This window comes from Christiangramia echinicola DSM 19838, from assembly GCF_000423065.1.
Lineage (GTDB): Bacteria > Bacteroidota > Bacteroidia > Flavobacteriales > Flavobacteriaceae > Christiangramia > Christiangramia echinicola.
The window spans coordinates 216,564-241,346 of the sequence record NZ_AUHG01000011.1 but is presented as its reverse complement, the minus strand read 5'-3'; the positions used below and the strand labels follow the sequence as shown (position 1 = coordinate 241,346).

Sequence of the window (24,783 nt, the reverse complement as noted above, 5' to 3'; positions counted from 1 at the left end):
CGTCAAAACTCGTGAGCTAAACTGCTATTTCCTATATAGAAATTACAAAGGCTTGTCTCACGACAAGCCTTTTTTTATTGCTAAAAATCAACATTCAATGTTTGAACTTAATACAATATACAAGAAGATCCTGGCAGATACTATTACTCCGGTAAGTATCTATCTTAAACTTCGGGATAAATATCCCAATAGTCTGCTCCTGGAAAGTAGTGATTATCACGCCAGCGATAATAGTTTCTCTTATATCTGTTGCAATCCAATCGCTTCATTTAAGGTTGAAAATGATCAGATAACAGAGACTTTTCCTGACGGAAGTGTCAAAACCAGGACTGTGGATAAATCTGTTTCTGTACCTGAAGCGATTCAAAATTTTTCTCAGAAATTCAAGGCAGATTCTTCAGAATTTAAGTTCATCAACAACGGACTTTTCGGCTATATCGCTTATGATTCAGTAAGATATTTTGAAGACGTGGAGGTTACCAGAAGAGAGAAAGATCTACAGATCCCTGATATTTATTACGCGGTATATCAAAATATCATTGCCATAAATCATTTTAAGAATGAGGCCTATATTTTTGACCATTCTTATGAATCTGAAAATAAGATTGAGGAAATCGAGCAATTATTGAAGGTGAAGAATTTCGCTTCCTATAATTTCAGTAGAAGTAATGAACCTGAATCTAATTTAACCGATGAGGAATACAGAGCTGTTGTAGCTGCCGCCAAAGAGCATTGTCATCGTGGCGATGTTTTCCAATTGGTACTTTCCAGAAGGTTTTCTCAGAAATTTAAGGGAGATGAATTTAATGTTTACCGGGCTTTACGTAATGTAAACCCCTCCCCTTACCTGTTCTATTTCGACTATGGGAATTTTAAGATCTTCGGAAGTTCTCCTGAAGCTCAATTAGTCGTGGATAAAGGTAGAGCTGAAATTCATCCTATTGCAGGAACATTTAAAAGGACCGGAAATGATGAAAAAGATGCTGAAATAGCTAAGGAACTTGCCGCAGATGAAAAAGAGAATGCAGAGCATGTAATGTTAGTTGATCTGGCCCGTAATGATCTGAGTAGAAACGGGAGCGATGTAAAGGTTGAAAATTACAGGGAGATCCAATTCTTTTCTCATGTGATCCATTTAGTTAGTAAGGTTACCGGTAAAATTGACTCGAAAGTTCCCACTCCCCAAATTGTGGCAGATACATTTCCAGCAGGAACACTCAGTGGAGCTCCAAAACCTATGGCTTTAAAATTGATCGAGAAGTTCGAAAATGTGAATCGTAGTGCTTATGGGGGGGCAATTGGATTTATGGATTTTGAAGGAAACTTCAATCATGCTATTATCATCAGGTCTTTTGTAAGTAAAAACCACGAGTTGCATTACCAGGCGGGCGCGGGAATCGTTTCAGAATCCAAGCCTGAAAATGAATTACAGGAAGTATATAATAAATTAGGTGCTTTGACCAAAGCCCTTGAAATTGCTGAAGAAATCTAGAATGAAAGAGAAGAAGAAAATACTGGTTATAGATAATTACGATTCTTTCGTATATAATCTGGTGCATTATCTGGAGGAACTCGATTGCCAGGTGGTAGTGAGACGTAATGATCAACTTCATATTGATGATGTTGCAGATTATGATAAAATATTATTATCACCCGGCCCAGGTATCCCTGAAGAAGCAGGCTTATTAAAGCCAATTATCGAAAAATACGCCTCAACCAAAAGTATTCTTGGCGTTTGTTTAGGAATGCAGGCTATAGGAGAAGTTTTTGGTGGAACCCTTTTAAATCTTGATGAAGTCTATCATGGTGTTGCTACCAAAATAGAATTATTCGTGGATGATGAATACTTATTTGCAGGTCTTGATAAAGAAATACAGGTTGGTAGGTATCACTCCTGGGTCGTAAAAAAGAATTTGCCACCTGTTTTACAGGCTACTAGTTACGATGAAAAGGGTGAAATTATGTCTTTAAGACATACTGAATATGATGTTCGTGGAGTACAATTTCATCCTGAATCTGTGCTGACTCCAGATGGCAAAAAGATGATAAGAAACTGGGTTAATGGTGCTGATTCAGGTAATACCCAAAAAGAGGAAACCTCTACATCAGAAAAACCAATAATATAAATTTAAAAAATCGTCATCCTGAATTCATATCAGGATCTCTAGAGAAGCTGAAATTGTAGATACGTAGTTATCCAATTTCAGCTTGACGCAGAGAAGAAATCACATCTATGAAAGAACTTCTAAACAGGCTCATAAGCCATGAAACCATAAGTACTGAGGAGGCTAAACAGGTTATTTTCAATATTTCTGAAGGTAAATATAACGAAACGCAGATTGCGGCTTTTCTTACCGTTTATATGATGCGAAGTATAACCATCGAAGAGCTGGAAGGTTTTCGTGATGCGCTATTAGAACTATGTATTAAAGTTGATCTTTCAGGCTATGAGGCGGTAGACCTTTGTGGAACCGGTGGCGACGGAAAGGATACTTTCAATATTTCAACTACCTCTTCATTTGTTACTGCAGGAGCAGGCGTGAAGGTTGCCAAGCATGGAAACTACGGAGTTTCTTCAGTTAGTGGTAGTTCGAATGTGATGGAATACCTGGGAATGAAATTCAGCAACGATGCCGGATTTCTGGAAAAATGTATAGACCAGGCTAATATTTGCATTTTACATGCCCCGTTATTTCACCCTGCGATGAAGAATGTTGCTCCGGTGAGAAAAAGTCTTGCTGTGAAAACATTCTTTAACATGTTAGGCCCGATGGTAAATCCGGCTTTTCCAAAAAATCAACTGGTTGGGGTTTTTAGTCTGGAGTTAGCCAGAATGTACGCCTATCTATATCAGAATACCGATAAGAATTATACCATTTTGCACGCTTTAGATGGTTACGATGAGATTTCGCTGACTGGTGAAACTAAAAGCATTAGCAATACTTCTGAAAGAATCTTAAAACCTTCAGATTTTGGAGTTTCAGAATTAAAAATTTCTGAAATTGCTGGTGGTGGTTCTATAGAAAGTTCTGCCGAAATCCTGACCAACATATTAAAAGGAAACGGAACAGAGGCGCAGAATAATGTGGTTTGTGCAAATGCTGGAATGGCTATTGCAACTTCAAGAAATTTGAGTCCGCAGGAAGGTTTCGATGCTGCTAAAGAATCAATTGAATCGGGAAAGGCGTTTGAAAGTTTTAAAAAATTACAGGAATTAAGTCAAAACGGAATTTAATGAATATTCTCGATAAGATCATTGCAGATAAATTCAGGGAAATTGAATTAAAAAAATCGCTGATTCCGGTATCTCAACTGGAAAATTCAGTGTTATTCGACCGGAAATGTGTTTCGCTGGCTGAAAGTATAAAGACCGGCTCAGGAATAATTACTGAACATAAAAGGAGATCTCCTTCAAAATCTGTTATAAACCAGAATTTAAATGTTCAGGATGTGGCTAAAGGTTATGAAAATGCTGAAGCTTCAGGAATTTCAGTCCTCACAGATGGGAAATATTTTGGTGGCTCCCTGGAAGATCTATTATATGCCAGAGCTTCAGTTCAAATACCGATACTTAGAAAGGAATTTATGATAGATGAATACCAGATCACTGAAGCTAAAGCTTACGGTGCAGATGCTATTCTTCTTATTGCTTCGGTTTTGACGCAAGAACAATTAATTTATCTTGCAGATGCAGCAAAATATCTGGGAATGGATGTTCTTTTAGAAGTTCACAATGAAGAAGAATTGGAGAAGTCTTTGAGGGTAAATGCAGATATGATCGGGGTGAATAACCGAAACCTCAAAACCTTTGAGGTAAGCATTGATAATTCGAAAAAATTAGCTAAGCTAATTCCTGATGGAGTTGTGAAAGTTTCAGAAAGTGGAATTAGTAATACTGCAGCGATAGCTGAACTTAAGAATTATGGTTACGAAGGATTTCTTATTGGTGAAAATTTCATGAAAACCGATAACCCCGGAGCTGCAGCGAAAGAATTTATCACAGAATTAAAATCTAAGGTATAAATGCATCAAGAGAACATGAATGAAAAAGCCCTGACTACTTCGGCATCAGGACAAAGTTCTGGATTGAGTCTTAAGGTTTGCGGTATGCAGCAACCCGGAAATATGATTCAGGTAGCTGAATTACAACCCGATTATATGGGCTTGATATTTTATGAAAAATCTCCAAGATATTTTGACGGTGAACTACCAGAAATATCTTCGGAAATAAAAAAGGCCGGTGTTTTTGTCAATGCTGAAATTGAAGAAATTAAGGCGAAAGTCCTAAAGTACAATCTCAATGCCATTCAGTTACATGGAGAAGAAGATGCCGGATACGCTAAGGATCTAAAAGGAGAACTTCAAAAATCAGGAAATACTCCGGAGATCATTAAGGTTTTTTCTGTTGGCGATGATTTCGATTTTCAGCAAATTAAACCTTTCGAGGGAATCGTTGATTATTTTCTATTCGATACCAAAGGAAAACTTCGCGGTGGCAACGGTACTGAATTTGACTGGCAGATCCTGAAAAATTACCCCTCTAGTACTCCATTTTTCTTAAGTGGAGGGATTGGACCGGAACATGGCCGAGCTATTGCCGAATTGAAAAGTCATTTTCACAGAAATGGCAAACCGGGATTATTATATGCTGTTGATGTAAACAGCAAATTTGAATTGAAACCCGGATTAAAAAAATTAAAGGAATTGAAAGATTTCAAAACCAATATAAATTCATAGAATGAGCTATCAGGTTGATGAAAAAGGATATTATGGAGAATTTGGCGGTGCCTATATTCCCGAAATGTTATATCCCAATGTTGAGGAATTGCGTTCACGCTACCTGAACATTATGAAAGAAGAATCCTTTCAGAAAGAATTCAAGGAGCTACTAAAAGAATATGTAGGACGCCCTACTCCGCTCTATTATGCAAAAAGATTCAGTGAAAAATATGGTACGAAAGTATACCTGAAAAGGGAAGATCTTTGTCATACTGGCGCTCATAAGGTAAATAACACCATAGGGCAGATCCTGATGGCGCAAAAACTCGGCAAAAAACGCATTATTGCTGAAACTGGTGCTGGTCAGCATGGAGTTGCTACAGCAACAGTTTGTGCACTTATGGGAATGGAATGCATTGTTTATATGGGCGAGATCGATATTGACAGACAGGCGCCAAATGTTGCACGTATGAAAATGCTTGGAGCTACCGTTGTTCCGGCAAAATCTGGTAGCCGAACCTTAAAGGACGCGACCAATGAAGCCATTCGAGACTGGATTAATAACCCGGTGGATACGCATTATATTATTGGTTCTGTAGTGGGACCTCATCCTTATCCAGATATGGTAGCGCGATTCCAGGCGGTGATCTCTGAGGAGATCAAAAATCAGCTGAAGGAAAAAGAAGGCAAGGAAGATCCAGATTTTGTAGTGGCCTGTGTAGGCGGCGGGAGTAATGCTGCCGGAGCCTACTATCATTATCTCGATAATCCCGATGTTGGAATCATTGCGGTGGAAGCAGCCGGAAAAGGAGTAGATTCAGGTGAGAGCGCAGCTACCTCTGCCCTTGGTAAGGCCGGAATTATCCACGGAAGCAAGACCTTGCTCATGCAAACCGGTGATGGACAAATTACCGAGCCTTATTCAATTTCTGCCGGGTTAGATTATCCTGGCGTGGGACCAATGCATGCTAATCTTTATGCTAGTGGCCGTGGAGAATTCATTAGTATTACAGATGAAGATGCGATGAAAGCAGGCCTGGAACTGGCAAAACTGGAAGGAATTATTCCCGCAATAGAAACCTCTCATGCCCTGGCTATTTTTGAGACCAGAAAATTTGAGAAAGATGATATAGTAATAGTGAATCTATCCGGTCGTGGTGATAAGGACCTTAATACCTATATCGAATATTTTAATCTATAAACCTGTCACGCCGAATTTATTTCAGCGTCTCAAGAGATTCTGAAACAAGTTCAGAATGACGGTTCAAAGAAATATTGAAAATGAACAGAATAAATAAAAAACTGCAGGTAGACCAAAAACTGCTTTCTATATATTTTACCGCGGGATATCCGGATATAAATGACACCGAAAAGATCATTGTAGATCTGGAGAAGAATGGAGTCGATTTTATTGAAATTGGGTTACCTTTTAGTGATCCTTTAGCTGATGGCCCAACTATCCAGGAAAGTTCAACCAGGGCTTTAAAAAATGGAATGACTACTGAAAAGTTATTTCAGCAATTGGAGGGAATCCGAGATAAGGTTGAAATCCCGCTGATAATAATGGGTTATTTTAACCCTATACTTCAATATGGAGTGGAAGCTTTTTGCAGGAAATGTCAGGAAACTGGTATCGACGGACTCATAATTCCAGACCTTCCGGTAGATGTATATCATGAGCATTACAAACAGCTTTTTGAAGAATATGGGTTGATAAATATATTTTTGATCACTCCGCAAACTTCAAATGACAGGATCAGGTTTATTGATTCGGTTTCAGACGGTTTTATTTATATGGTTAGCAGCGCAAGCGTTACTGGTTCTACCAGCGGATTTGGCGAAAACACCAAAGCCTATTTCAAAAGAATAAATGAGCTGAAGCTAAAAAATCCGCAAATTGTTGGTTTCGGAATAAAAGATAAAGAAACTTTCGATCAGGCTACGCAATATGCAAAAGGGGCTATTATTGGAAGTGCATTCATCAAACATTTAAATGAAAATGGCACAGCGAATATTAAAGGTTTTGTCCAAAATGTTAAAGCTTTAACCTAATTGTAACAGGCTTTTAGCAACTTTTCAATTCAGTTCTGGTTATCTTAGAGTAAATCTTAAAAACTTAAAGTTATGGGTGGACCAATTGAAGATAAACACAAAGGAAAGAAAGATCGCAGGAAAGATGATCCACTAACTGGGGATTTAGGCGATCGTGATAAGAAAACGAACAAAGTTGATTATGATGAAGAAACTATAAAAGATCAACAAAATAAAAAGTAATTCATGGGTAGAGGTGATAAAAAAACCAAAAGAGGAAAGATCGCCATTGGCACCAGTGGTAAATTAAGGCCTAAACGTAAAAAGTTTAAAATAAAGCCAACCACACTGGCCGACCAGGATAAGAAAGAATTGCGATAATCTAGAAAAATTCTTTATACTGAAGAACCCTGAAATCAAGAGTATTGAATTCAGGGTTTTTCTTTTTCAGGTCTTTATACAATTGCGAACTACCAACAGCAATATTTGCCGCTCCTGAAGGCGCAATCAATGAAACTGTTTTGATCAATCTGCCATCAAGTACGAATTGATGAATTTTTGGCGACTCATTTGAAACTACCTTCATTCTTATTTCAGGATGATTTTCCTTGAGATATTTTCTAAAGAAGTATTCAGGTCCGTTTTTAGAGTTTCCACCAGTAAAAAGAAGAGTTTCAACTTTAGGGTTCTCTCTAAGAATAGCGATCATATCACGCAATTCAACTTTTTGCATGCCAATATCTGAAGCATCGATCTTCTCTCTTCTACTGCTCTCCACCACATCGCAAATTCCAATTCCTCGATTCCGAAGAAAATTCTTCCGCTGATCTATGGCTTCCTGAGTATTTTCAAATTTGAGATTAAGATCAAATATTCGATCTAAAATGGTCCAGAGCTGTCCATCACGGCTACCATAGCAAAAATCAACATCATCTTCCTTGAACTCTCTTTTAGTAAATCTGGGAGGCGGTAGCGTACCTACAACGAGCTTGGTCGCTGTGTCAGGAATAAATGGCGCATATGGATGTTTATGATGAAAAAGTTCCAAAGGATTAATTTTTGTCCCGTCAAGCTGAACTTGACTCAGCTTCTTAAAGACCCTGAATCGAGTTCATGATGACAGATTTTGTTATCTAATAAATGTTGGTTCATTTTCATTTTCGGTATGCTCTTCACTATAGCGATAATCATCATAATCGAAGCCTTTTATATCTTCCAGAGTTTTACAATCATTATCAATAATATAGCGTACCATAGAACCGCGAGCTTTTTTAGCAAAGAAACTAATGATCTTTAATTTCCCGTTCTTAAAATCCTTAAATACAGGAGAGATCACAGGAACTTTCAGTTTTTTAGTATCAACTGCTTTAAAGTATTCGTTGCTGGCCAGGTTCACGAAAAGCTCATCATCTTTCAATTCAGAATTAAGATAATCGGTCACTTTTCTTTGCCAGACGCCGTAAAGATCTTTTTTTCTATCTATTCCAATGGAAGTTCCCATTTCAAGCCGATAAGGCTGAATTAGATCCAACGGTCTCAAAATACCATACATTCCCGAAAGAATCCTTAGAGTATCCTGAACTTTATCCAATTTATCTGTTGGAATCGTATAAGAATCTAGCCCTGTATAAACATCGCCGTTGAAAGCGTACATGGCAGGACGGGAATTTGTTTTATCATGCTCTTCCTGAAACTCCTGGTACCTGGTGTAGTTAAGATCTGCCAGCTTATCGCTAATACTCATAAGATCTGAGATCTTCTTTTTACTTTGCCTGGAAAGTTTACGATTCAGTTTGGAAGCCGTTTCCAGAAATTCAGGTTGGGTGCCTCTGGTAGTGGGTAGTTTTGATTCATAATCCAGCGTTTTCGCCGGCGAAACAACAATTTTCATTTCTTTTCAGTTAATTTTCTATCAAAGATAACCTAACAGTTCAAAAACTAAAAAATCCCTGAAATTTGTTTCTTATGAATATATAGAAGCCGTTTATGCTAGAGATCTTCTAATTGATTCTTTGCATAACCACGCCATTTCTCTATACAATTTACCATGTCCTGAGGAATATCAGAATTAAAGCTCATCCATTCACCGGTTTTAGGATGTTCAAATCCTAAAGTCTTAGCGTGTAATGCCTGTCTTGGAAGTATTTTAAAGCAATTATCTACAAATTGCTTGTATTTTGTGAAAGTTGTTCCCTTCAGGATCCTGTCACCACCATAACGTTCATCGTTAAAAAGAGTATGACCAATATGCTTCATATGAACCCTGATCTGGTGTGTTCTTCCAGTTTCCAATTTACAGCCAACCAAAGTAACATAACCTAAACGCTCAATAACTTTATAATGAGTAACCGCAGGTTTGCCATTTTCAGCATCATCCCCAAGATAAACTATATTCTGAAGTCGGTTTTTTGGGTTTCTACCAATATTACCTTCGATAGTTCCTTCCTCTTCGTCTACATTCCCCCAAACGATCGCAACATATTCACGTTCACTTGTTTTATCAAAGAATTGCCTGGAAAGATGAGCCATCGCCTCTTCCGTTTTGGCGATCACAAGAAGTCCGCTGGTATCTTTGTCTATTCGATGAACTAATCCCGGCCGGTCACTACTGTTATTAGGTAAATTATCAAAATGATGAACCAGGGCATTTATCAAAGTTCCGCTGTAGTTCCCATGTCCCGGATGCACCACCATTCCCGCAGCTTTATTTACTACGAGTAACACATCATCTTCATAAACTATATCAAGCGGAATATCTTCTGGCACCAAAAGGTACTCATAAGGCGGATGCTCGAACATCACCTGAATGGTATCTCCACCTTTTACTTTATAATTCTGCTTTACAGTTTCTCCATTCACATAGATATTCCCGCTTTTAGCAGCCTTCTGAATTTTATTCCGAGTAGCGTTCTCGATGAAATTCATCAAATATTTATCCACTCTTAGGGGCTTCTGCCCTACTTCAGCTTTAAATTTATGATGTTCATAAAGACTTTCGTCCTCCTCTTCATTCTCTATCTCTTCTCTCTGGTCTCTATTAGAACTCATCTACTTCGCTTTCGTTTTCGTCTTCTATATCAAGACTATCTTCTTCTGTATTTCTATATCTTCCGCTGCCATCCCCAAGAACAAGGTCTATTTTAGAAGTTTTCATTAGCTTCTCCCCCGGCTCTACCAGCTTTCCTTTGTGTCTAAGTTCAAGAACTGCATCTTCAGCAATATCTGGCTTATAACTTATTTCTCCAATTTCGAATCCAAGAGATCTTAAAGTCGGCTCCACCTGCCTTCTTGTCTTTCTAATAAGGTTATTCGGAACTTCAATCTTTCTATATCCTGAAGGATTAAGCGTTAGGTAGATCTTTCGATCTTCTTTTACAAATTTACCCGGAGCAGGCACCTGATCTATCACAGAATACCTTGGAAAATCGGGATTGAAATTAGCAGAATCGAGGATCTCAAAATCCAGATCCATCTCGTTCAGCCTCTCTTCCACATTATCCAGATTCATCTTAGCCAGGTCTGGCACTTCAATTCTCTGGTCCTGATTGGTAGAATAATCAAGCCATTGCATCGTTAGAAATGCAAGCACCACTATTACAATACCGGCAAGCACCAATTGAATTAAAAAAGTCTTGCTGAATATAAATCGAAATAATCCCATAGTTTTTAGATAATGGGCAAAGATATAAAACCCTTTGGTTTTGGTGACTGCCCTTTTAAGTGATATTTTTGTTTAACGACATCTAACCGGATATATTGAATATGAAGAAAAAAATTGCCATTGCAATGGGCGGATATTCCAGCGAATATCGCATTTCCATCAACAGCGGAAATATTGTTTATAAACACCTCAACCGCGATCTTTATGAACCCTACCGCGTTCATATTTTAAAAGGAGAATGGTTCGTAGTGGCAGAAGATGACACTCCTTATCCTATTAATAAGAGCAATTTTACGGTGAAGATGAATGACAAGGTCATAAAATTTGACTGTGTCTTTAATACTATCCACGGAACTCCAGGCGAGAACGGACTACTTCAGGCTTATCTTGAATTAATTGGAATTCCACAAACCAGCTGTGATTACTACCAGTCTGCTTTAACTTTTAATAAAAGAGATCTTATAAGTGTACTGAAACCTTATGGAGTTAAGGCAGCGACCAATTACTTTTTAAATAAGGACGAAGAAATTAATACTGCTGAAATTGTTGAAAAAGTTGGCCTACCTTGTTTTATAAAGGCTAATCGAGCCGGAAGCAGTTTTGGAGTTACTAAAGTGAAGACGGAAGACGAGATCGAAGATGCGGCAAAAACTGCCTTTACAGAAGATAATGAAGCTATTGTTGAATCTTTCCTCGATGGAACTGAAGTTTCGGTAGGTGTTATCACTTATAAAGGTGAGATCATTGCGCTACCGGTTACAGAGATCGTTCCTGAAGGTGAATTCTTCGACTACGCTGCAAAGTATCTTGGGAAATCCCAGGAGATCACCCCGGCTAGAATTTCTGAGGAAGACACTCAAAAGGTTCAGGATATTGCGGTTATGATCTACAAGAAATTAAAAATGAAAGGTTTTTCGAGGTCTGAATTTATTTTCCATGAAGGCGAACCTCACTTTATTGAGATGAATACGAACCCCGGAATAAGCCAGGCGAGTATTTTACCTCAACAGGCAAAAAAGGCAGGAATAAGCCTGAAAGATCTTTTTGGCAGTGCTATCGAAGCCGCTCTAAACCAAAAGTGATAATTTCTGATTATCTTTTCCATTCATAACCTATCAAAAACCGCCTGATGAAAAAAGCAGTTTTTCCCGGATCATTCGATCCTCTTACTTTAGGACATACAGATATTATTGACCGTGCTCTCCCTTTATTTGATGAGATCATTCTGGCTATTGGAACTAATTCCAGTAAGAAATATATGTTCAGTCTTGAAGACCGTCTTCATTTTTTGCAAGAAACTTATAAGAATGAACCAAAAATAAAGGTTGAAACCTACAAAGGACTAACGGTTGATTTTTGTAAATCTAAGAAGGCCGGTTTCATTCTGCGTGGGTTAAGGAACGGGCAGGATCTGGAATTCGAAAAAGCTATTGGCCAGACGAATTATAAAATGTCTGGAATTGATAGTGTATTTCTCCTGTCTAGTTCGGGCAAGGCTCATATCTCTTCAACTGTAGTTAGAGATGTTATGCATCACAGCGGAAATTATGAGTTTATGGTACCTGATGTGGTTAGGAAAAAGTAATCTTAAAAATGTCATTCCGAACAAAGTGAGGAATCTCAAAGTTTAGATCCTGAAACAAGTTCAGGATGACGTCTCTAAAAATCAAAATCAAAAATCACTCCGGTATAAAAATTCCTTGGATTTCCCGGGTAATAATAACGTGGCGCTGAGCCTCCAAATCCAACTGCATTAGGAACTATACTAGCCGCATACTCTTCATCCAGAATATTATTTATCCCGAAATTAAATTGAAGCCTGAGATTCTGATTTAATGACCAATTATAATTAAGTTTCAGATTAAGCAACTCATAAGGATCTGTATAGCCAGTATTACCATCATTTAGTGCCATTTCACCGAAGGCCTGGAAATTGACGTTAGCAGTCAAATTTTTAAAAATCGTTTCTACTCCTGGAGAGATCATATATTCTGGGACTCCAGGAATAGTATTTCCAGAATAATTTTCTCCCAGGTCTACAAATTTGTCAAACTTGAAAAAGTTGAAATTTGAGTTGAGAAATAATCTTAATTGAAATTCATCATTTAAATATGTCTGATAAGCTGAAGAGAATTCAATTCCATTATGATCGGCTTTCCCAGCATTCACTCCAACATATTGATCCTGCCCTACTCTTCTTGCTACGAGTAAATTTCTGATCTGAATTGAATACAGATTTACTTCCGTATAAAGTTTATTACTTAACCAATTCCCTTTAAAACCAATTTCATAATTCCAGCCGGTTTCGGTTTGAAGATCTGTATTGATGAGGCCTTCTGGAGTTAAAGTTTCGGCTACCGTAGGCGTGGAAAACCCATGACTTGCCGAAGCATAAATATTCTTTCCCGGAAAAGCCTCAAAACTTAATCCAAGTCTTGGTGATAAAACAGGGTCAAATCTATAATCTCCGGACTGGTCTACGTCGCCCTGAACAAATTTATCTTGCAGATCATAAGCTGTACTATTAAAATTGAATCCCGCCTCCAGTAATAATTTTGAAGTTATTTCGGCATTCAACTGTGCAAATAAATTAATATAATTTCTGTTCTGCTCATTCAGACTCAGGCGATCCCCCTGGACACTTCTTCTTGCTGCACTTTCTTCATATAAATTCTCAAAAGTTCCTGTTTCATAAAATTCGAGCATGGTTTCCGCACCAAAACTTAACTCTGAAATTTTGTTGAAAATTGAGGTTTGATAATTGAATTTTGCTCTGGCACCAAAACTTTTACGATTCTCATCCAGAATATTGAAGGGTCTTGGCTCATAACCATCTCTGGAATTATAAAATACCGAGGTTTGATTTTTTAGATCAGTTGAAAAGTTATGTTCGTAGGAAATTCCGAAGATATTTTTATCGTAAGATTCATAACCCGCCGCCTCATTCCATGTAAAAGCAGCTTTCTCAGGATCAGTTTTAAGATCATCTTCATTTAGTGAACTCGGGATATAAGCTTTCAGATTGGTAAAAGAAAAAAAGAAATTCCAGTAATTCCCGCTCTTGTTTAATAAACCAGCAGAACCGAGCAAAGAGATCCTGTCATATTCTCCATTTTGTCGATATCCGTCACTGTCAATCTGATTATAATAAAATGAAAGATCAAGACTATCTTTTACATAGTTGAAATTTGCTTTAATCTTTTTAGAATTAAAACTACCATAATTGAATCCGGCTTTGATAGAACTACCTTCCGGCCTTTGCTTATCTGTAAATAAACCAATGGCTCCTCCCAGTCCTGCACCAAAAGCGGAGGAAACCGGGCCCTTAAAAATTTCAATTCTATCCAGATATTCTGGATCAAAATCATCCAGGGTTAATTCACCCTCAGCAGTGGTAAGCGGAATTCCATTTATATAAGCCTTGATCCTGTTTGTACTGTATTGGGCTCTGGAGCCAATTCCACGGATATTGATCTTATTTGTATTCAGTGCACCCTGACCAACAAAAACACCTGGTACATAATTGAAATTCTGGACCAGATTAAAATTATCTGTTCGTTGAAGATCATTATCAGAAATAAGACTTACTGAAGCCGGAATCTTCCTGATTTCCTGTGGAATATTAGAACTTCTAACAATAACTTCAGAAAGCTGATCTATATCCTTTTGAAGATATACTTTCATATCTACCTGATTCTCCTCAACAGTCAAAAAAGAACAGAGAAAACCAGTTTTACAAAATTCAAGTTCCAGGGGAAATGCTACAGATATAAATGTAAAATTCCCATTCTTATTGGTCTTAATTGCTTCTCCAGAATTGAGATCTTTGATCTCGACACCCTTTAAAGGTACACCTGATTTACTATCCAGTACCCTTCCGCTAAATTCCTGTGCGATTGATTTCGTAATAGTTACAATTACGAAAAGAAATAATATAATTTTCTTCAAATTGATCTATTCAGCTGAAACCCTCCAGATCACATTTCCGTCATCATCGTTCACTAAAAGTGAACCGTCTGGCAAAGTTGTGACACCTACCGGTCTACCATAAACCTGACTTGAATCATCATCTGCAATGAATCCAGTTAGAAAGTCTTCCGGCTGCTGTGGGTTTCCATTTTCGTCGAAAGGTATGAACAATACTTTGTATCCTGCAAATTCAGCCCTGTTCCATGATCCATGTTGCCCAACGAAAGCTCCATTATGGTATTTTTCAGGAAAGGATTGTTCTGTATAAAAAGTCAAGCCTAATGAAGCCGTATGAGCTCCAACAGGAACATCTGGAATTATAGACTTATTAACCATCTCCTCATGAGGGTTTGAAGCCCACCTTGGATCTTTGATATCTCCGAAATAAGAATATGGCCAACCATACCAGCCATCTTCCTTGACGCTAGTCACATAATCTGGCACGAGATTATTGCCTATTTTATCTCTTTCATTAACTGCAGTCCATAATTCACCGGTTACAGGATTCCAGTCTATCCCAACAGGGTTTCTAAGTCCGGCAGCATATATTTTCTCTCCGGTACCATCAGGATTAATTTCAATAATATTCGCCCTTCGCTCCTCTTTTTCCATTCCGTGTTCACCTACATTACTGGAGCTTCCTACTGTAATGTAAATTTTATCATTATTTGGCCCTGCAATGATATTTCTAGTCCAGTGATGATTATATCCACCAGCTGGCAGATCCATCACCTTTTCAGGTTCACCTTCTATAGTATTCTGGCCAGCTTTATACGGAAATCTAAGTAATGCGTCAACATTGGCAACATAAAAATAATCTCCCAGTACCAACATTCCGAAAGGCTGGTTCAGGTTTTTTAGAAAATTATATCGCTCGTCTGGCACACCATCCTGATCTTTATCTCTAAACATGGTGATCTTATTGGCACTTTTCTTAGCATCATTAGATTCCACAACAAAAATGTCATTATTTGGCGCGACGTAAGTCCAACGAGGATGCTCCAGATCACCCGCGAATTTAGTCACCTTAAAACCATCAGGAGCTTCCGGCATTTGTCCCTCAGGCCAGGGAATAATTTTACTTTCTTTGCTAACAGATTCAGTTGTAAAAGGCGCCGGCAATTCAATTTCACCAATTGCAGTTTCAACATAATCTGGTCCAGATTGCGCTAATTCTTTCTTTTTCTCTTCACTTAAGTTTTCATTTGCCTGGCCTGCCAAATTCATTGAAAATGATACAGCTACAATAAAACCAAGCGTCCTTATTACTTTTTTCATGTCCCTTTTTTATTAAAAGTAAGATGAAAAATTGTTTGCAGAAAGAATCTTCGAGAGTTTGGATTTAATTTAACAAGCCAGTAGAATATTAGAAAATCACTGTTTTTTAGATGTTCTGTGACTTTTTAATTAAGTTTACGGCTCGATTTTTAGGAAAATTTATGAAATGAGCCTTTAGTGAAATATGATTCTATTTATAATCTAAATTGGCGAATTTCATCTGACCAACAATTAAAATAAACATCACCAGATGAAAAAACTATGGTTGGTATTGGGGATTTTGATCAGCCTTACGTCCTGTGATTTCTCAAAATATACGCTTACATCAGAATATGATTTCGAAACACGTTTCGAAAAATCTGGCGGTACAGAAACAGGCACCTATGTTGAAGTCATTGAATTTTATAACGAACTGGCAGATGCATACCCGAGTATAACTGTTCAGGAATTTGGAGAAACTGACAGTGGACTGCCTCTTCATTTAATTATTTACAACAAAAGTGGAGAACAGGATCTCGAGAAAGTAAGAAAATCGAATAGTATCATGCTAATTAATAATGGTATTCATCCTGGAGAAAGTGATGGTATTGATGCCACGATGATGCTTTTTAGAGATTTGGCCGGCGATTCTATTGCTTCACCAAAGAATACGATTATTGCCACAATTCCTATATATAATGTTGGCGGAGCACTGAACCGAAATTCAACAACCAGAACTAACCAAAATGGACCTGAAGAATATGGATTTAGAGGTAATGCCCGCAACTATGATCTCAATCGGGATTTCATTAAAGCAGACACGAAAAATGCTCAGGCATTTTATGAAATTTTTCATTATCTGAATCCGGATGTTTTTATAGACAATCATGTTAGCAATGGTGCAGATTATCAATACTCCTTAACTCATTTGTTCACTCAACATGATAAACTGGGAGGAAATCTCGGAGATTACCTTCAGAAAAAGATGATGCCTGCCCTGGAAGATTCACTAAAGACAAAGGATTGGGACATTACGCCCTATGTAAATGTGTTCAATGAAGTTCCTGATAAAGGTTTCACCCAATTTATGGACTCTCCCAGATATTCCACAGGTTATACGACCCTATGGAATACATTAGGAATGATGGTTGAAACACATATGCTAAAACCATACGACAAAAGAGTCATGGGAACCTATGAACTCATGAGATCAATGATAAAAATCACTGATGCCGAGACTTTAATAATTAAAGATCTACGAAATCAAGCCCGAAGGAAATATTTAACTGACCGCAGTTATCCTTTAAAATTTGAAGTTGATAAAGAAAAACCTACCAAAAGAAATTTTAAAGGATTCGAAGGTGAAAATTTAGAAAGTGAAATAACCGAGCAGGAAAGATTGAAATACGATCGTGACCAACCTTTCACCAGAGAGATCGAATATTACGACAATTTTAAGGTAACAGAGAAAATCGAAATCCCCAGGGCGTATATCATTCCTCAGGGATGGTGGCAGGTGATAGACCGTTTAAAAATGAACAATATTAAAATGGAGGCTCTAGAGAGAGACACCTTAATTAATGTTGAAGCATACAGGATCGAAGATTTTGAAACAAGTGAAACTGCTTACGAGGGACACTACCTTCATAAGAACACGCAAGTATCTAAATCAATTGAAACGATAAGATTCAGAAAAGGAGATTATTTGGTTACTACATTTCAGGATGGAGCAAGATATTTAATTGAGACTCTTGAGCCATCAGCTGTAGATTCATTCTTTAACTGGAATTTCTTTGATACCGTTCTTCAGCAGAAAGAAGGTTTTTCACCTTATGTATTCGAAGATATTGCCAAAGAACTACTGGAAAATGATCCAGATCTTAAAAGCAAATTTGACAGTATAAAACGTAGGGATGCCGATTTCAGGAATGACTGGTATGCACAGTTGGACTGGCTACATAAAAGATCTGACAACTACGAGAAGGCGCATTTACGCTACCCGATCTTCAGACTTCCCCGCTAAGTATTTTTCTGGAAATAACATTTTAATATTGGCGTAGGATTTTTTCAAAGCTTTCTGGCTTTTTTCAAAATTCTTCCATTTGGCTTTCTTAATTCCTTCACTTTGCTCAGGAATTAGCTCTCCATCAAATTCCGTGTACATTTCGTACCAGTAGGTTTCCTTTAGACGAAGCTTACCCTTTCTTTTGAATACATGATAGGTTCTGGTTATAAAACGTTTGATCTCCAGATTGCGAACACCAGTCTCCTCCTCCACCTCTCTAATAGCAGATTCTTCAATACTTTCGTTCTTTTCTGTTTTTCCTTTTGGTAAGTCCCAACGATTATTACGATAGATGAACAGAATCTCTTTTTCTGGATTTATAACCATTCCCCCTGCTGCAGTAACCACTTTCATTTTCTTCAAAAGGAATTTTAAAAGTTTGGCCTCATCGGGATGATAGAGGTTCACATACATTAATTTTCCTTTAAGGATTTTCCTGATCACTTTTTTAAGACGTACCGTCTTTAACGGAAAAGAAGTATATTTTTCCCCAATTTCTTTCTGCGTAGAGATAATTATGGGAATATCATTCACAAAAACTTTATACATTTGCAGCTATGATTTTGAATAAAGAAACAGCTAAAAAGACTGCTGAGCTTTTGTTGCAAATTAAAGCAATAAAATTAGAACCACAACAACCCTTTACCTGGGCTAGCGGTTGGAAGTCGCCAATATATTGCGACAACAGGATAATTTTGTCTTACCCTATGATCAGAAATTATGTTCGTGAGAATTTCGCGAGACAGATTGAAGAGAAGTATGGGAAACCAGATGTGATCGCAGCAGTAGCAACTGGTGCCATAGGAATTGGAATGTTAGTAGCCGAATACTTGAGCCTACCTTTTGCCTATGTGAGACCAGAACCTAAAGGCCACGGAAGGCAAAACCAGATTGAAGGTAATCTGGAAGAAGGCCAGACGGTGGTAGTGATTGAAGATCTAATAAGCACAGGAAATAGCAGCCTTAATGCCGTAAAAGCTCTTAAAGAAGCCGGAGCAAATGTAAAAGGGATGTTCGCGATATTTACCTATGGTTTTGACACCTCTGTGAAAAATTTCGAAAATCTCGAAATCGAACTTCACACTTTGAGTGATTATGAAAATCTTATAGAAACAGCACAGAATAAAAATTATATAAATACAGAAGAGGCAGTAGTACTCCGTAAATGGAGAGAAGATCCTGCCAACTGGAAATCATAAACATGAAATTAGAAAGTCCAAAGGTAACCGCAGGAAAAAGTCAGCAGGAAATGTTTCAGTTTCTTACCAATGTTGAAAACTACGAACAGATAATGCCAAGCAGCAAGGAGAAGTTTGAAGTAATTTCTGAAGACACCTTCCTTTTCCAATTAAAAGGAATGCCTGAAATTAGATTACAAATAACTGAGACTAAAGAACCAGAATTAGTAGTATTGGGTTCAACTTCAGATAAATTCCCATTTCATCTAAATACTCACATTGCAGATGCAGGAGCTGAGCAAAGTGAAGTAAATATGGATTTTGAAGGAAAATTCAACCCTATGATGAGCATGATGATCAAAGGCCCGTTAAAGAAATTTATAACCGCCCTAACAGAGAATATAGGAAAACTATAATTCTAGAAGATAAAAAAATTAAAAGCCGGACATTTTCCGGCTTTTTGGTTTAATAAAGTAATTGAATTTCCTTGAGATCATAAGTTTTAAAAACCGCATCTTCAATTTCAAGATTAAGTTTACCTTCTGTAGTCACCCCTCGAATAATTCCGTTAAAATTTTCTCTGTCATTAGCAGAAAAGGTGGAAACAACATTTAGCCTGAACATACTCTGCGCATATTGCTCCAGGATTTCTGTCCTAGTCTTATTAGGCAACTCTTTTAGTTCCCGCTCTATTTTATAAATCAATTTTTCAAGGATCTCATCCAGATCATAAGTATTACCAGTTATACTTTTTAAAGAACCGGCCTGAGGTAGACCTTCAAAATTAGATTGATTAATATTGAGACCTATCCCGATTATACTAGCAACAATCCCTTCTGTTTTCACTATGTTTTCGATAAGGATGCCGCCAATCTTTTGTTTTGCTGACAGAATGTCGTTTGGCCACTTTACCTTTAATTCAGGTATTTCTAGAGTCTTTAACACCTCTAAAACCGCCAGGGAAATAGTTGCACTAAGCAAAAAATGTCTGGAAATATTCAGTTTGTATTGAGGATAGAGAATGCTGAAGGTTAGATTCTCACCTGCTTTTGACAACCAGTTGGAGCCTCTTTGCCCCCTGCCTGCCGTTTGTGAAATTGCTCTTACACAAACAGGTTCAAAATCTCTGCTTCCTTCGTAAAACTTACGCACAAAGGAATTAGTGGAATCAATGGCATTAACTTTGATTATACGCATATAAAAGTATAAGAGATAAGGCGTTAAATCTTCTGCAAACAATCTCTTTAAAAGAGCAAAAAATGATAAATTTGCGTAAATAAATTAATTTAATGTCAAAAAAGGAAATAAACAGCGATCAACTTATTGCAAATATTATAAAAGGGATAGAGGAAGTTAAGGGTAATGATATTGATATCCTGGATCTTAGAGAAATAGAAAACACCGTTTGTGACTACTTCATAATCTGCAACGGTACTTCCAATACACAGGTTAACGCCATTGTCAATTCCATACAAAAAACAGTTAGTAAAAACCTGAAAGATAAACCCTGGCACATTGAGGGTAGTGATAATGCAGAATGGGTACTTATGGACTACGTAAATGTGGTAGTTCACGTTTTCCAGAAGCATATCAGGGAATTTTACGATATTGAAAGCCTATGGGGTGATGCAAAGATCACTTCCATAGAAACCAGTTATTAAATCCAAATCATTTAGAAAGACATAATGGCGAATCAAAAACCAAAGAAAAAATTAGATCCAAAAAAACCTAAATTCAGTGCTTACTGGATTTATGGTGCGATCATTATTATATTTTTAGGCCTCAATTTGTTTGGTGACGGAGGTTTCTCAGAACCTGCCAAGACAAATCCAGCCGAATTCAAGGATTATCTTAGAAATGGTGATATCGAAAAAGTTGAAATCATCAATCGTAACCAGGCGCGTGTTTATTTAACAGAAGAGGCCAAGGAAAAAGAGATCCATAAGAAAAATATTGAACCAGATTTTTTACCTACAGGAGAATCTCCAACCTATACTTTTCAATTTGGAGACCTTCAGAATTTTGAGAACGATATAAATGAAATAAAAAAGGAAAACAGCTTAAACACTGTTGTGACCTATGACACTTCTAGCGACGTAATTGGTGAGTTGTTCTGGGCTTTACTTCCATTTATATTAATCATTGGTGTCTGGATATTCATAATGAGGAAAATGAGCTCTGGAGCCGGTGGCGGTGCTGGAGGACAGATCTTCAATATTGGTAAATCTAAAGCCAAATTATTCGATCAGAATACAGATGTAAAAACATCATTTAAGGATGTTGCTGGTTTGGAAGGTGCAAAAGAAGAAGTTCAGGAGATCGTTGATTTCCTAAAACAACCAGAGAAGTACACGGCTCTTGGTGGTAAGATCCCTAAAGGAGCCTTATTAGTAGGACCTCCAGGAACTGGTAAAACATTATTGGCTAAAGCCGTTGCCGGTGAAGCTAAAGTGCCTTTCTTTTCTCTGTCAGGTTCAGATTTCGTTGAAATGTTTGTGGGTGTAGGTGCTTCCAGAGTACGTGACCTATTTAAACAAGCGAAAGAAAAGTCGCCTTCGATCATTTTTATTGATGAGATCGACGCTATAGGTAGAGCCAGAGGGAAAAGTAATTTCTCAGGATCTAATGACGAACGTGAAAATACACTGAATCAGTTATTAACTGAAATGGATGGTTTTGGTACTAACACCAACGTGATAGTTGTCGCCGCAACTAACCGGGCAGATGTACTTGATAAAGCATTGATGAGAGCTGGACGTTTTGACAGACAGATCTATGTTGATCTTCCAGATCTTAATGAAAGAAAAGAAATATTTGAAGTTCATTTAAGCCCTCTTAAAAAAGTAGCTGACGAACTGGATACGGAATTCCTGGCAAAACAAACACCTGGTTTCTCAGGAGCAGATATTGCTAATGTTTGTAATGAAGCTGCATTAATTGCTGCCAGAAAAGGGAACAAAGCTGTTGGGAAACAGGATTTCCTTGATGCAGTAGATCGTATCGTAGGTGGACTTGAGAAAAAGAACAAGATCATTACTCCTTCAGAAAAGAAAGCAATAGCTTTCCACGAGGCAGGACATGCCACTGTTAGCTGGATGTTAGAACACGCAGCTCCACTGGTAAAAGTAACCATTGTACCTAGAGGACAATCCTTAGGTGCTGCATGGTATTTACCTGAAGAACGTCTTATTGTAAGACCAGAACAAATGTTAGATGAAATGTGTGCCGCTTTAGGTGGTCGTGCAGCAGAGAAAGTCATCTTTAATAACATTTCAACAGGAGCTTTAAGTGATCTGGAGAAGGTTACAAAGCAGGCCAGAGCGATGGTTACCATTTATGGTTTAAATGATGCCATTGGTAATTTGACTTATTATGACTCCTCAGGGCAAAGTGAATATAATTTCACAAAACCATATAGCGAGAAGACTTCAGAATTAATAGATAAGGAAATCTCTAATTTAATCGAAGAGCAATACAATAGAGCTATCGATCTATTAGAGCACAACAAAGACAAGTTGACTCAGCTTGCTGAAATCTTATTAGACAAAGAAGTTATCTTTAAGGATGATCTTGAAAAGATCTTTGGAAAACGTCCTTTTGAGAAAGAAAAACCATTAGCTAAGCCTTCAAAACAAAAGACGATTCCCAGCGAAGAGGTAGCAAATAGCGAGGACTCTGAAGGAAAAGATACAGATGAAGAAGGAAAATTAACCGAAAACGATTCGGTTAATAAGTAGTGTAGAAGTTGAAGTAAAAAATCTGAAATTAAACAATGGTTAATTTCAGATTTTTTAACTTTGATTAAATGACTGTAAGAATCACACCCAAACCCTATGAATCTATTCAAAAGGTTTCTTAATCCCAAAGCGAAAGCAGATCAGGATCAGGATGTCCCTGAAAATGCCGATAGAGGGAAGTATATGCCGGAGGTAAAATTACCTACCGACGAGCGCTTTATGCTCAATTTTAAAAATAACGGCGGGAAATTCTTATACTGTGTGGAAGATTCAGAAATCCAGGAAGCATTTGACAACATATTAATGGAGAATGACTGGTATGAGACAGAATGCTGTTGCTTTGATGAAAAACTAAAAAGTAAATTCGAAGGTTTTAACCTCGAGTTCAATAAATCAGCAAATGCTGAATTTTACTTATCTACCTGTGAATTTCTTGTTGCAAATGATGGTTCGATATTAATTTCATCCAACCAGATCAAGGAAAGAAAACTGCACGAACTTCCTGCAAATTTCATTATACTAGCTTCTACCAGTCAACTAATTGACACCATTGGAGAAGGCCTAAGAGGCATAAAATTTAAGAACAAACAGCAAATCCCTTCCAATATAACCACCATTAAAAATTTTGAAACTCAAAAAGAAGGTGATTTTATGACTTACGGAAGTAGTACAAAAAACCTATATTTGCTGCTTCTGGAAGATCTGTAATTTATGAGGGAAACCATTATTCGTGCTGTTTCGGGATTGTTGTATACCGCTATACTGGTTGCCTCAATTCTGTCTTCCGAAATTATATTTATAATACTTTTTTATCTTCTAAGCCTGGTATGCTTAGTTGAGATGCAGAAACTCCTGCGTCTAAAAAGCTACGCACTCTACCTATTACAGGCACTATTATTCTACCTGTTTAGCTTTCTGAAATTCAACCAGAATGCAACTGTATTACTTTTATTCATAACAATATTTGTCAACCTGTTTCTGGTAAAGGACCTTATCATCGTTAAGAAGATCCCTGTATTTGAGAAGAAAAAATATATTATCATTATTTTCTACCTCATATCTTCAACGATATTTTTAACCCTCATACCTACTATCGAAGGTGTTTTTATTCCGAAACTTGTTATTGGAATCTTTTTCCTGATCTGGACTAATGACACTTTTGCTTATTTAATTGGTAAGAACTTCGGAAAACGAAAGCTTTATGAGAAAATTTCTCCTAATAAAACTATTGAAGGGTTTCTAGGAGGGCTAGTCTTTAGCGTATTAATGAGCTACGCCATATGGTATTATACAGATTTCCTAACCATGTGGACCTGGCTGGGAATGGCTATAATCCTTAGCATTTTTGGTACTCTAGGGGACCTTATTCAATCAAAATTTAAACGACAGGCAGGCGTAAAGGATAGTGGGAAGCTAATGCCGGGACACGGAGGATTGTTTGATAGACTAGATAGTATTATCTTTGCGAGCCCATTTATTTATGCCTATTTATATATACTAAACTATGTTTCATAAAGAAGGATACAAAATAATGACGATCACGGCAATCATATTGATTGCAATAAATATGATCACCTACAGTTTTATAAATGTATACTGGATTAAATTCGCCATTCTTGTTGTATCGATCATATTTTTTCTTCTGATAATTCAGTTTTTCAGAAACCCGAAAAGAGCAACAAGCCATAACAACAAGCATATTATCGCTCCAGTAGATGGTAAAGTTGTAGCGATAGAGGAAGTTTATGAAAAAGAATATTTCAAAGACAATAGATTACAAATTTCGATCTTTATGTCACCAATCAATGTACATGTAACGCGGCATCCTGTTGGTGGAAAAGTAACATATAGTAAATATCATCCTGGAAAATTTCTTGTAGCCTGGCATCCAAAATCCAGCGAAGAGAATGAAAGAACTACTGTTGTGGTTAAAAATGATATTGCCGGTGAGATCCTTTACAGGCAAATTGCCGGTGCAATGGCTAAGAGAATCGTAAATTATGCCGAAGTTGACACTGAAGTAGTTCAGGGAAGTGACAGCGGATTTATTAAATTTGGTAGTCGTGTAGATGTGTTTGTTCCTGTAGGTACAAAAGTGAATGTTGAGATAAATCAAAAAGTAAAAGGAGGCGTTAGTGTTATCGCTGATGTCGCTTCATAATTATT

Annotated in this window: 27 protein-coding genes; 19 read left to right on the top strand and 8 right to left on the bottom strand. The window is 37.4% G+C overall.

The genetic code is table 11. The features are described from left to right. Positions 1 to 97: 97 nt before the first annotated feature. The 9 genes from G530_RS0106155 (at position 98) to G530_RS17470 (ending at position 7,131) form a co-directional block, all read left to right on the top strand. Complete coding sequence (locus tag G530_RS0106155; RefSeq protein ID WP_026933698.1) at positions 98 to 1,492, top strand: anthranilate synthase component I family protein; 1,395 nt, start codon at positions 98 to 100, stop codon at positions 1,490 to 1,492. Between the two features lies 1 nt (position 1,493). After that, entirely contained in the window at positions 1,494 to 2,126 is a 633-nt protein-coding gene (locus G530_RS0106150; protein ID WP_026933697.1) for an anthranilate synthase component II, read from the top strand. A 107-nt stretch (positions 2,127 to 2,233) separates the two neighbouring features. Further along, on the top strand, positions 2,234 to 3,235 hold the full coding sequence (trpD, locus tag G530_RS0106145; RefSeq protein ID WP_026933696.1) for an anthranilate phosphoribosyltransferase: 1,002 nt from the start codon (positions 2,234 to 2,236) through the stop codon (positions 3,233 to 3,235). Then, positions 3,235 to 4,023 carry an indole-3-glycerol phosphate synthase TrpC gene (gene trpC, locus G530_RS0106140; RefSeq protein ID WP_026933695.1) on the top strand — a complete coding sequence of 263 codons (789 nt, stop codon included), beginning with the start codon at positions 3,235 to 3,237 and terminating at the stop codon, positions 4,021 to 4,023. Before trpD ends, trpC begins: the two co-directional genes overlap by 1 nt. Continuing rightward, positions 4,024 to 4,737, top strand: a complete 714-nt coding sequence (locus G530_RS0106135; protein WP_084519418.1) for a phosphoribosylanthranilate isomerase — start codon at positions 4,024 to 4,026, stop codon at positions 4,735 to 4,737. Position 4,738: 1 nt separating this feature from the next. Beyond that, complete coding sequence (gene trpB, locus G530_RS0106130; RefSeq protein ID WP_026933693.1) at positions 4,739 to 5,920, top strand: tryptophan synthase subunit beta; 1,182 nt, start codon at positions 4,739 to 4,741, stop codon at positions 5,918 to 5,920. Between the two features lie 80 nt (positions 5,921 to 6,000). Then, a complete protein-coding gene (gene trpA, locus G530_RS0106125) occupies positions 6,001 to 6,771 on the top strand; it encodes a tryptophan synthase subunit alpha (protein WP_026933692.1) in 771 nt (256 codons plus the stop codon). A gap of 72 nt (positions 6,772 to 6,843) precedes the next feature. Continuing rightward, positions 6,844 to 6,993 (top strand): hypothetical protein, encoded by a 150-nt coding sequence (locus G530_RS17695; protein WP_169514033.1) that lies wholly within the window; start codon positions 6,844 to 6,846, stop codon positions 6,991 to 6,993. Between the two features lie 3 nt (positions 6,994 to 6,996). Beyond that, complete coding sequence (locus G530_RS17470) at positions 6,997 to 7,131, top strand: 30S ribosomal protein THX (protein ID WP_084519417.1); 135 nt, start codon at positions 6,997 to 6,999, stop codon at positions 7,129 to 7,131. A gap of 1 nt (position 7,132) precedes the next feature. Here G530_RS17470 and G530_RS0106110 read toward each other — a convergent pair whose 3' ends face one another. From G530_RS0106110 to G530_RS0106095, 4 genes are all read right to left on the bottom strand, one after another. Then, the gene (locus tag G530_RS0106110) at positions 7,133 to 7,798 is read right to left on the bottom strand and encodes a uracil-DNA glycosylase family protein (RefSeq protein ID WP_026933691.1); all 666 of its coding nucleotides are present in this window, start codon (positions 7,796 to 7,798) and stop codon (positions 7,133 to 7,135) included. A gap of 81 nt (positions 7,799 to 7,879) precedes the next feature. Beyond that, positions 7,880 to 8,641 carry a peroxide stress protein YaaA gene (gene yaaA, locus G530_RS0106105; RefSeq protein WP_026933690.1) on the bottom strand — a complete coding sequence of 254 codons (762 nt, stop codon included), beginning with the start codon at positions 8,639 to 8,641 and terminating at the stop codon, positions 7,880 to 7,882. A gap of 98 nt (positions 8,642 to 8,739) precedes the next feature. Next, on the bottom strand, positions 8,740 to 9,798 hold the full coding sequence (locus G530_RS0106100; RefSeq protein WP_026933689.1) for an RluA family pseudouridine synthase: 1,059 nt from the start codon (positions 9,796 to 9,798) through the stop codon (positions 8,740 to 8,742). After that, positions 9,788 to 10,411, bottom strand: coding sequence for a PASTA domain-containing protein (locus G530_RS0106095; RefSeq protein WP_026933688.1), 624 nt, complete (start codon positions 10,409 to 10,411; stop codon positions 9,788 to 9,790). Before G530_RS0106095 ends, G530_RS0106100 begins: the two co-directional genes overlap by 11 nt. A gap of 101 nt (positions 10,412 to 10,512) precedes the next feature. Between G530_RS0106095 and G530_RS0106090 the strand changes: the two genes are divergently transcribed. After that, positions 10,513 to 11,493: a D-alanine--D-alanine ligase gene (locus G530_RS0106090; RefSeq protein ID WP_026933687.1), complete on the top strand. Its 981-nt coding sequence runs from the start codon at positions 10,513 to 10,515 to the stop codon at positions 11,491 to 11,493. Between the two features lie 47 nt (positions 11,494 to 11,540). Further along, on the top strand, positions 11,541 to 11,996 hold the full coding sequence (gene coaD, locus G530_RS0106085; RefSeq protein ID WP_026933686.1) for a pantetheine-phosphate adenylyltransferase: 456 nt from the start codon (positions 11,541 to 11,543) through the stop codon (positions 11,994 to 11,996). Between the two features lie 74 nt (positions 11,997 to 12,070). Here coaD and G530_RS0106080 read toward each other — a convergent pair whose 3' ends face one another. Continuing rightward, positions 12,071 to 14,359, bottom strand: a complete 2,289-nt coding sequence (locus G530_RS0106080; protein WP_051199709.1) for a TonB-dependent receptor — start codon at positions 14,357 to 14,359, stop codon at positions 12,071 to 12,073. Between the two features lie 6 nt (positions 14,360 to 14,365). After that, positions 14,366 to 15,658, bottom strand: a complete 1,293-nt coding sequence (locus tag G530_RS0106075) for a PQQ-dependent sugar dehydrogenase (RefSeq protein WP_026933684.1) — start codon at positions 15,656 to 15,658, stop codon at positions 14,366 to 14,368. Positions 15,659 to 15,908: 250 nt separating this feature from the next. On the opposite strand from G530_RS0106075, the gene G530_RS0106070 reads away from it, so the two are divergent. Beyond that, positions 15,909 to 17,660, top strand: coding sequence for a M14 family metallopeptidase (locus G530_RS0106070; RefSeq protein ID WP_026933683.1), 1,752 nt, complete (start codon positions 15,909 to 15,911; stop codon positions 17,658 to 17,660). Here the strand turns inward: G530_RS0106070 and G530_RS0106065 are convergent. Next, positions 17,628 to 18,251: an NUDIX hydrolase gene (locus G530_RS0106065; protein ID WP_026933682.1), complete on the bottom strand. Its 624-nt coding sequence runs from the start codon at positions 18,249 to 18,251 to the stop codon at positions 17,628 to 17,630. The two genes, G530_RS0106070 and G530_RS0106065, sit on opposite strands and share 33 nt — an antisense overlap. 8 nt (positions 18,252 to 18,259) lie before the next feature. Here G530_RS0106065 and pyrE point away from each other — a divergent pair, with 8 nt between their 5' ends. Both pyrE and G530_RS0106055 read left to right on the top strand, forming a co-directional pair. Further along, entirely contained in the window at positions 18,260 to 18,901 is a 642-nt protein-coding gene (gene pyrE / locus G530_RS0106060; protein WP_026933681.1) for an orotate phosphoribosyltransferase, read from the top strand. A 2-nt stretch (positions 18,902 to 18,903) separates the two neighbouring features. Beyond that, positions 18,904 to 19,296 carry an SRPBCC family protein gene (locus G530_RS0106055; protein WP_026933680.1) on the top strand — a complete coding sequence of 131 codons (393 nt, stop codon included), beginning with the start codon at positions 18,904 to 18,906 and terminating at the stop codon, positions 19,294 to 19,296. Positions 19,297 to 19,345: 49 nt separating this feature from the next. Here the strand turns inward: G530_RS0106055 and G530_RS0106050 are convergent, their stop codons facing one another. Continuing rightward, positions 19,346 to 20,077 carry a biotin--[acetyl-CoA-carboxylase] ligase gene (locus G530_RS0106050; protein ID WP_026933679.1) on the bottom strand — a complete coding sequence of 244 codons (732 nt, stop codon included), beginning with the start codon at positions 20,075 to 20,077 and terminating at the stop codon, positions 19,346 to 19,348. Between the two features lie 92 nt (positions 20,078 to 20,169). On the opposite strand from G530_RS0106050, the gene rsfS reads away from it, so the two are divergent. The 5 genes from rsfS (at position 20,170) to G530_RS0106025 (ending at position 24,778) form a co-directional block, all read left to right on the top strand. Then, positions 20,170 to 20,541, top strand: a complete 372-nt coding sequence (rsfS, locus tag G530_RS0106045) for a ribosome silencing factor (RefSeq protein ID WP_026933678.1) — start codon at positions 20,170 to 20,172, stop codon at positions 20,539 to 20,541. Positions 20,542 to 20,565: 24 nt separating this feature from the next. Beyond that, the gene (gene ftsH, locus G530_RS0106040) at positions 20,566 to 22,617 is read left to right on the top strand and encodes an ATP-dependent zinc metalloprotease FtsH (protein WP_026933677.1); all 2,052 of its coding nucleotides are present in this window, start codon (positions 20,566 to 20,568) and stop codon (positions 22,615 to 22,617) included. Positions 22,618 to 22,713: 96 nt separating this feature from the next. Next, positions 22,714 to 23,325, top strand: coding sequence for an LUD domain-containing protein (locus G530_RS0106035; protein WP_026933676.1), 612 nt, complete (start codon positions 22,714 to 22,716; stop codon positions 23,323 to 23,325). Between the two features lie 3 nt (positions 23,326 to 23,328). Continuing rightward, on the top strand, positions 23,329 to 24,132 hold the full coding sequence (locus G530_RS0106030; RefSeq protein ID WP_026933675.1) for a phosphatidate cytidylyltransferase: 804 nt from the start codon (positions 23,329 to 23,331) through the stop codon (positions 24,130 to 24,132). Continuing rightward, positions 24,122 to 24,778 (top strand): phosphatidylserine decarboxylase family protein, encoded by a 657-nt coding sequence (locus G530_RS0106025; RefSeq protein WP_026933674.1) that lies wholly within the window; start codon positions 24,122 to 24,124, stop codon positions 24,776 to 24,778. Before G530_RS0106030 ends, G530_RS0106025 begins: the two co-directional genes overlap by 11 nt. The last annotated feature ends 5 nt before the right edge of the window (positions 24,779 to 24,783 follow it).

What these genes read in the sequence shown, in the direction of transcription:
- G530_RS0106155 (WP_026933698.1), top strand. Translation starts at nt 98, where the DNA reads ATGTTTGAACTTAATACAATATACAAGAAGATCCTGGCAGATACTATT.
- G530_RS0106150 (WP_026933697.1), top strand. Translation starts at nt 1,494, where the DNA reads ATGAAAGAGAAGAAGAAAATACTGGTTATAGATAATTACGATTCTTTC.
- trpD (WP_026933696.1), top strand. Translation starts at nt 2,234, where the DNA reads ATGAAAGAACTTCTAAACAGGCTCATAAGCCATGAAACCATAAGTACT.
- trpC (WP_026933695.1), top strand. Translation starts at nt 3,235, where the DNA reads ATGAATATTCTCGATAAGATCATTGCAGATAAATTCAGGGAAATTGAA.
- G530_RS0106135 (WP_084519418.1), top strand. Translation starts at nt 4,024, where the DNA reads ATGCATCAAGAGAACATGAATGAAAAAGCCCTGACTACTTCGGCATCA.
- trpB (WP_026933693.1), top strand. Translation starts at nt 4,739, where the DNA reads ATGAGCTATCAGGTTGATGAAAAAGGATATTATGGAGAATTTGGCGGT.
- trpA (WP_026933692.1), top strand. Translation starts at nt 6,001, where the DNA reads ATGAACAGAATAAATAAAAAACTGCAGGTAGACCAAAAACTGCTTTCT.
- G530_RS17695 (WP_169514033.1), top strand. Translation starts at nt 6,844, where the DNA reads ATGGGTGGACCAATTGAAGATAAACACAAAGGAAAGAAAGATCGCAGG.
- G530_RS17470 (WP_084519417.1), top strand. Translation starts at nt 6,997, where the DNA reads ATGGGTAGAGGTGATAAAAAAACCAAAAGAGGAAAGATCGCCATTGGC.
- yaaA (WP_026933690.1), bottom strand. Translation starts at nt 8,641, where the DNA reads ATGAAAATTGTTGTTTCGCCGGCGAAAACGCTGGATTATGAATCAAAA.
- G530_RS0106100 (WP_026933689.1), bottom strand. Translation starts at nt 9,798, where the DNA reads ATGAGTTCTAATAGAGACCAGAGAGAAGAGATAGAGAATGAAGAGGAG.
- G530_RS0106095 (WP_026933688.1), bottom strand. Translation starts at nt 10,411, where the DNA reads ATGGGATTATTTCGATTTATATTCAGCAAGACTTTTTTAATTCAATTG.
- G530_RS0106090 (WP_026933687.1), top strand. Translation starts at nt 10,513, where the DNA reads ATGAAGAAAAAAATTGCCATTGCAATGGGCGGATATTCCAGCGAATAT.
- coaD (WP_026933686.1), top strand. Translation starts at nt 11,541, where the DNA reads ATGAAAAAAGCAGTTTTTCCCGGATCATTCGATCCTCTTACTTTAGGA.
- G530_RS0106075 (WP_026933684.1), bottom strand. Translation starts at nt 15,658, where the DNA reads ATGAAAAAAGTAATAAGGACGCTTGGTTTTATTGTAGCTGTATCATTT.
- G530_RS0106070 (WP_026933683.1), top strand. Translation starts at nt 15,909, where the DNA reads ATGAAAAAACTATGGTTGGTATTGGGGATTTTGATCAGCCTTACGTCC.
- G530_RS0106065 (WP_026933682.1), bottom strand. Translation starts at nt 18,251, where the DNA reads ATGTATAAAGTTTTTGTGAATGATATTCCCATAATTATCTCTACGCAG.
- pyrE (WP_026933681.1), top strand. Translation starts at nt 18,260, where the DNA reads ATGATTTTGAATAAAGAAACAGCTAAAAAGACTGCTGAGCTTTTGTTG.
- G530_RS0106055 (WP_026933680.1), top strand. Translation starts at nt 18,904, where the DNA reads ATGAAATTAGAAAGTCCAAAGGTAACCGCAGGAAAAAGTCAGCAGGAA.
- G530_RS0106050 (WP_026933679.1), bottom strand. Translation starts at nt 20,077, where the DNA reads ATGCGTATAATCAAAGTTAATGCCATTGATTCCACTAATTCCTTTGTG.
- rsfS (WP_026933678.1), top strand. Translation starts at nt 20,170, where the DNA reads ATGTCAAAAAAGGAAATAAACAGCGATCAACTTATTGCAAATATTATA.
- ftsH (WP_026933677.1), top strand. Translation starts at nt 20,566, where the DNA reads ATGGCGAATCAAAAACCAAAGAAAAAATTAGATCCAAAAAAACCTAAA.
- G530_RS0106035 (WP_026933676.1), top strand. Translation starts at nt 22,714, where the DNA reads ATGAATCTATTCAAAAGGTTTCTTAATCCCAAAGCGAAAGCAGATCAG.
- G530_RS0106030 (WP_026933675.1), top strand. Translation starts at nt 23,329, where the DNA reads ATGAGGGAAACCATTATTCGTGCTGTTTCGGGATTGTTGTATACCGCT.
- G530_RS0106025 (WP_026933674.1), top strand. Translation starts at nt 24,122, where the DNA reads ATGTTTCATAAAGAAGGATACAAAATAATGACGATCACGGCAATCATA.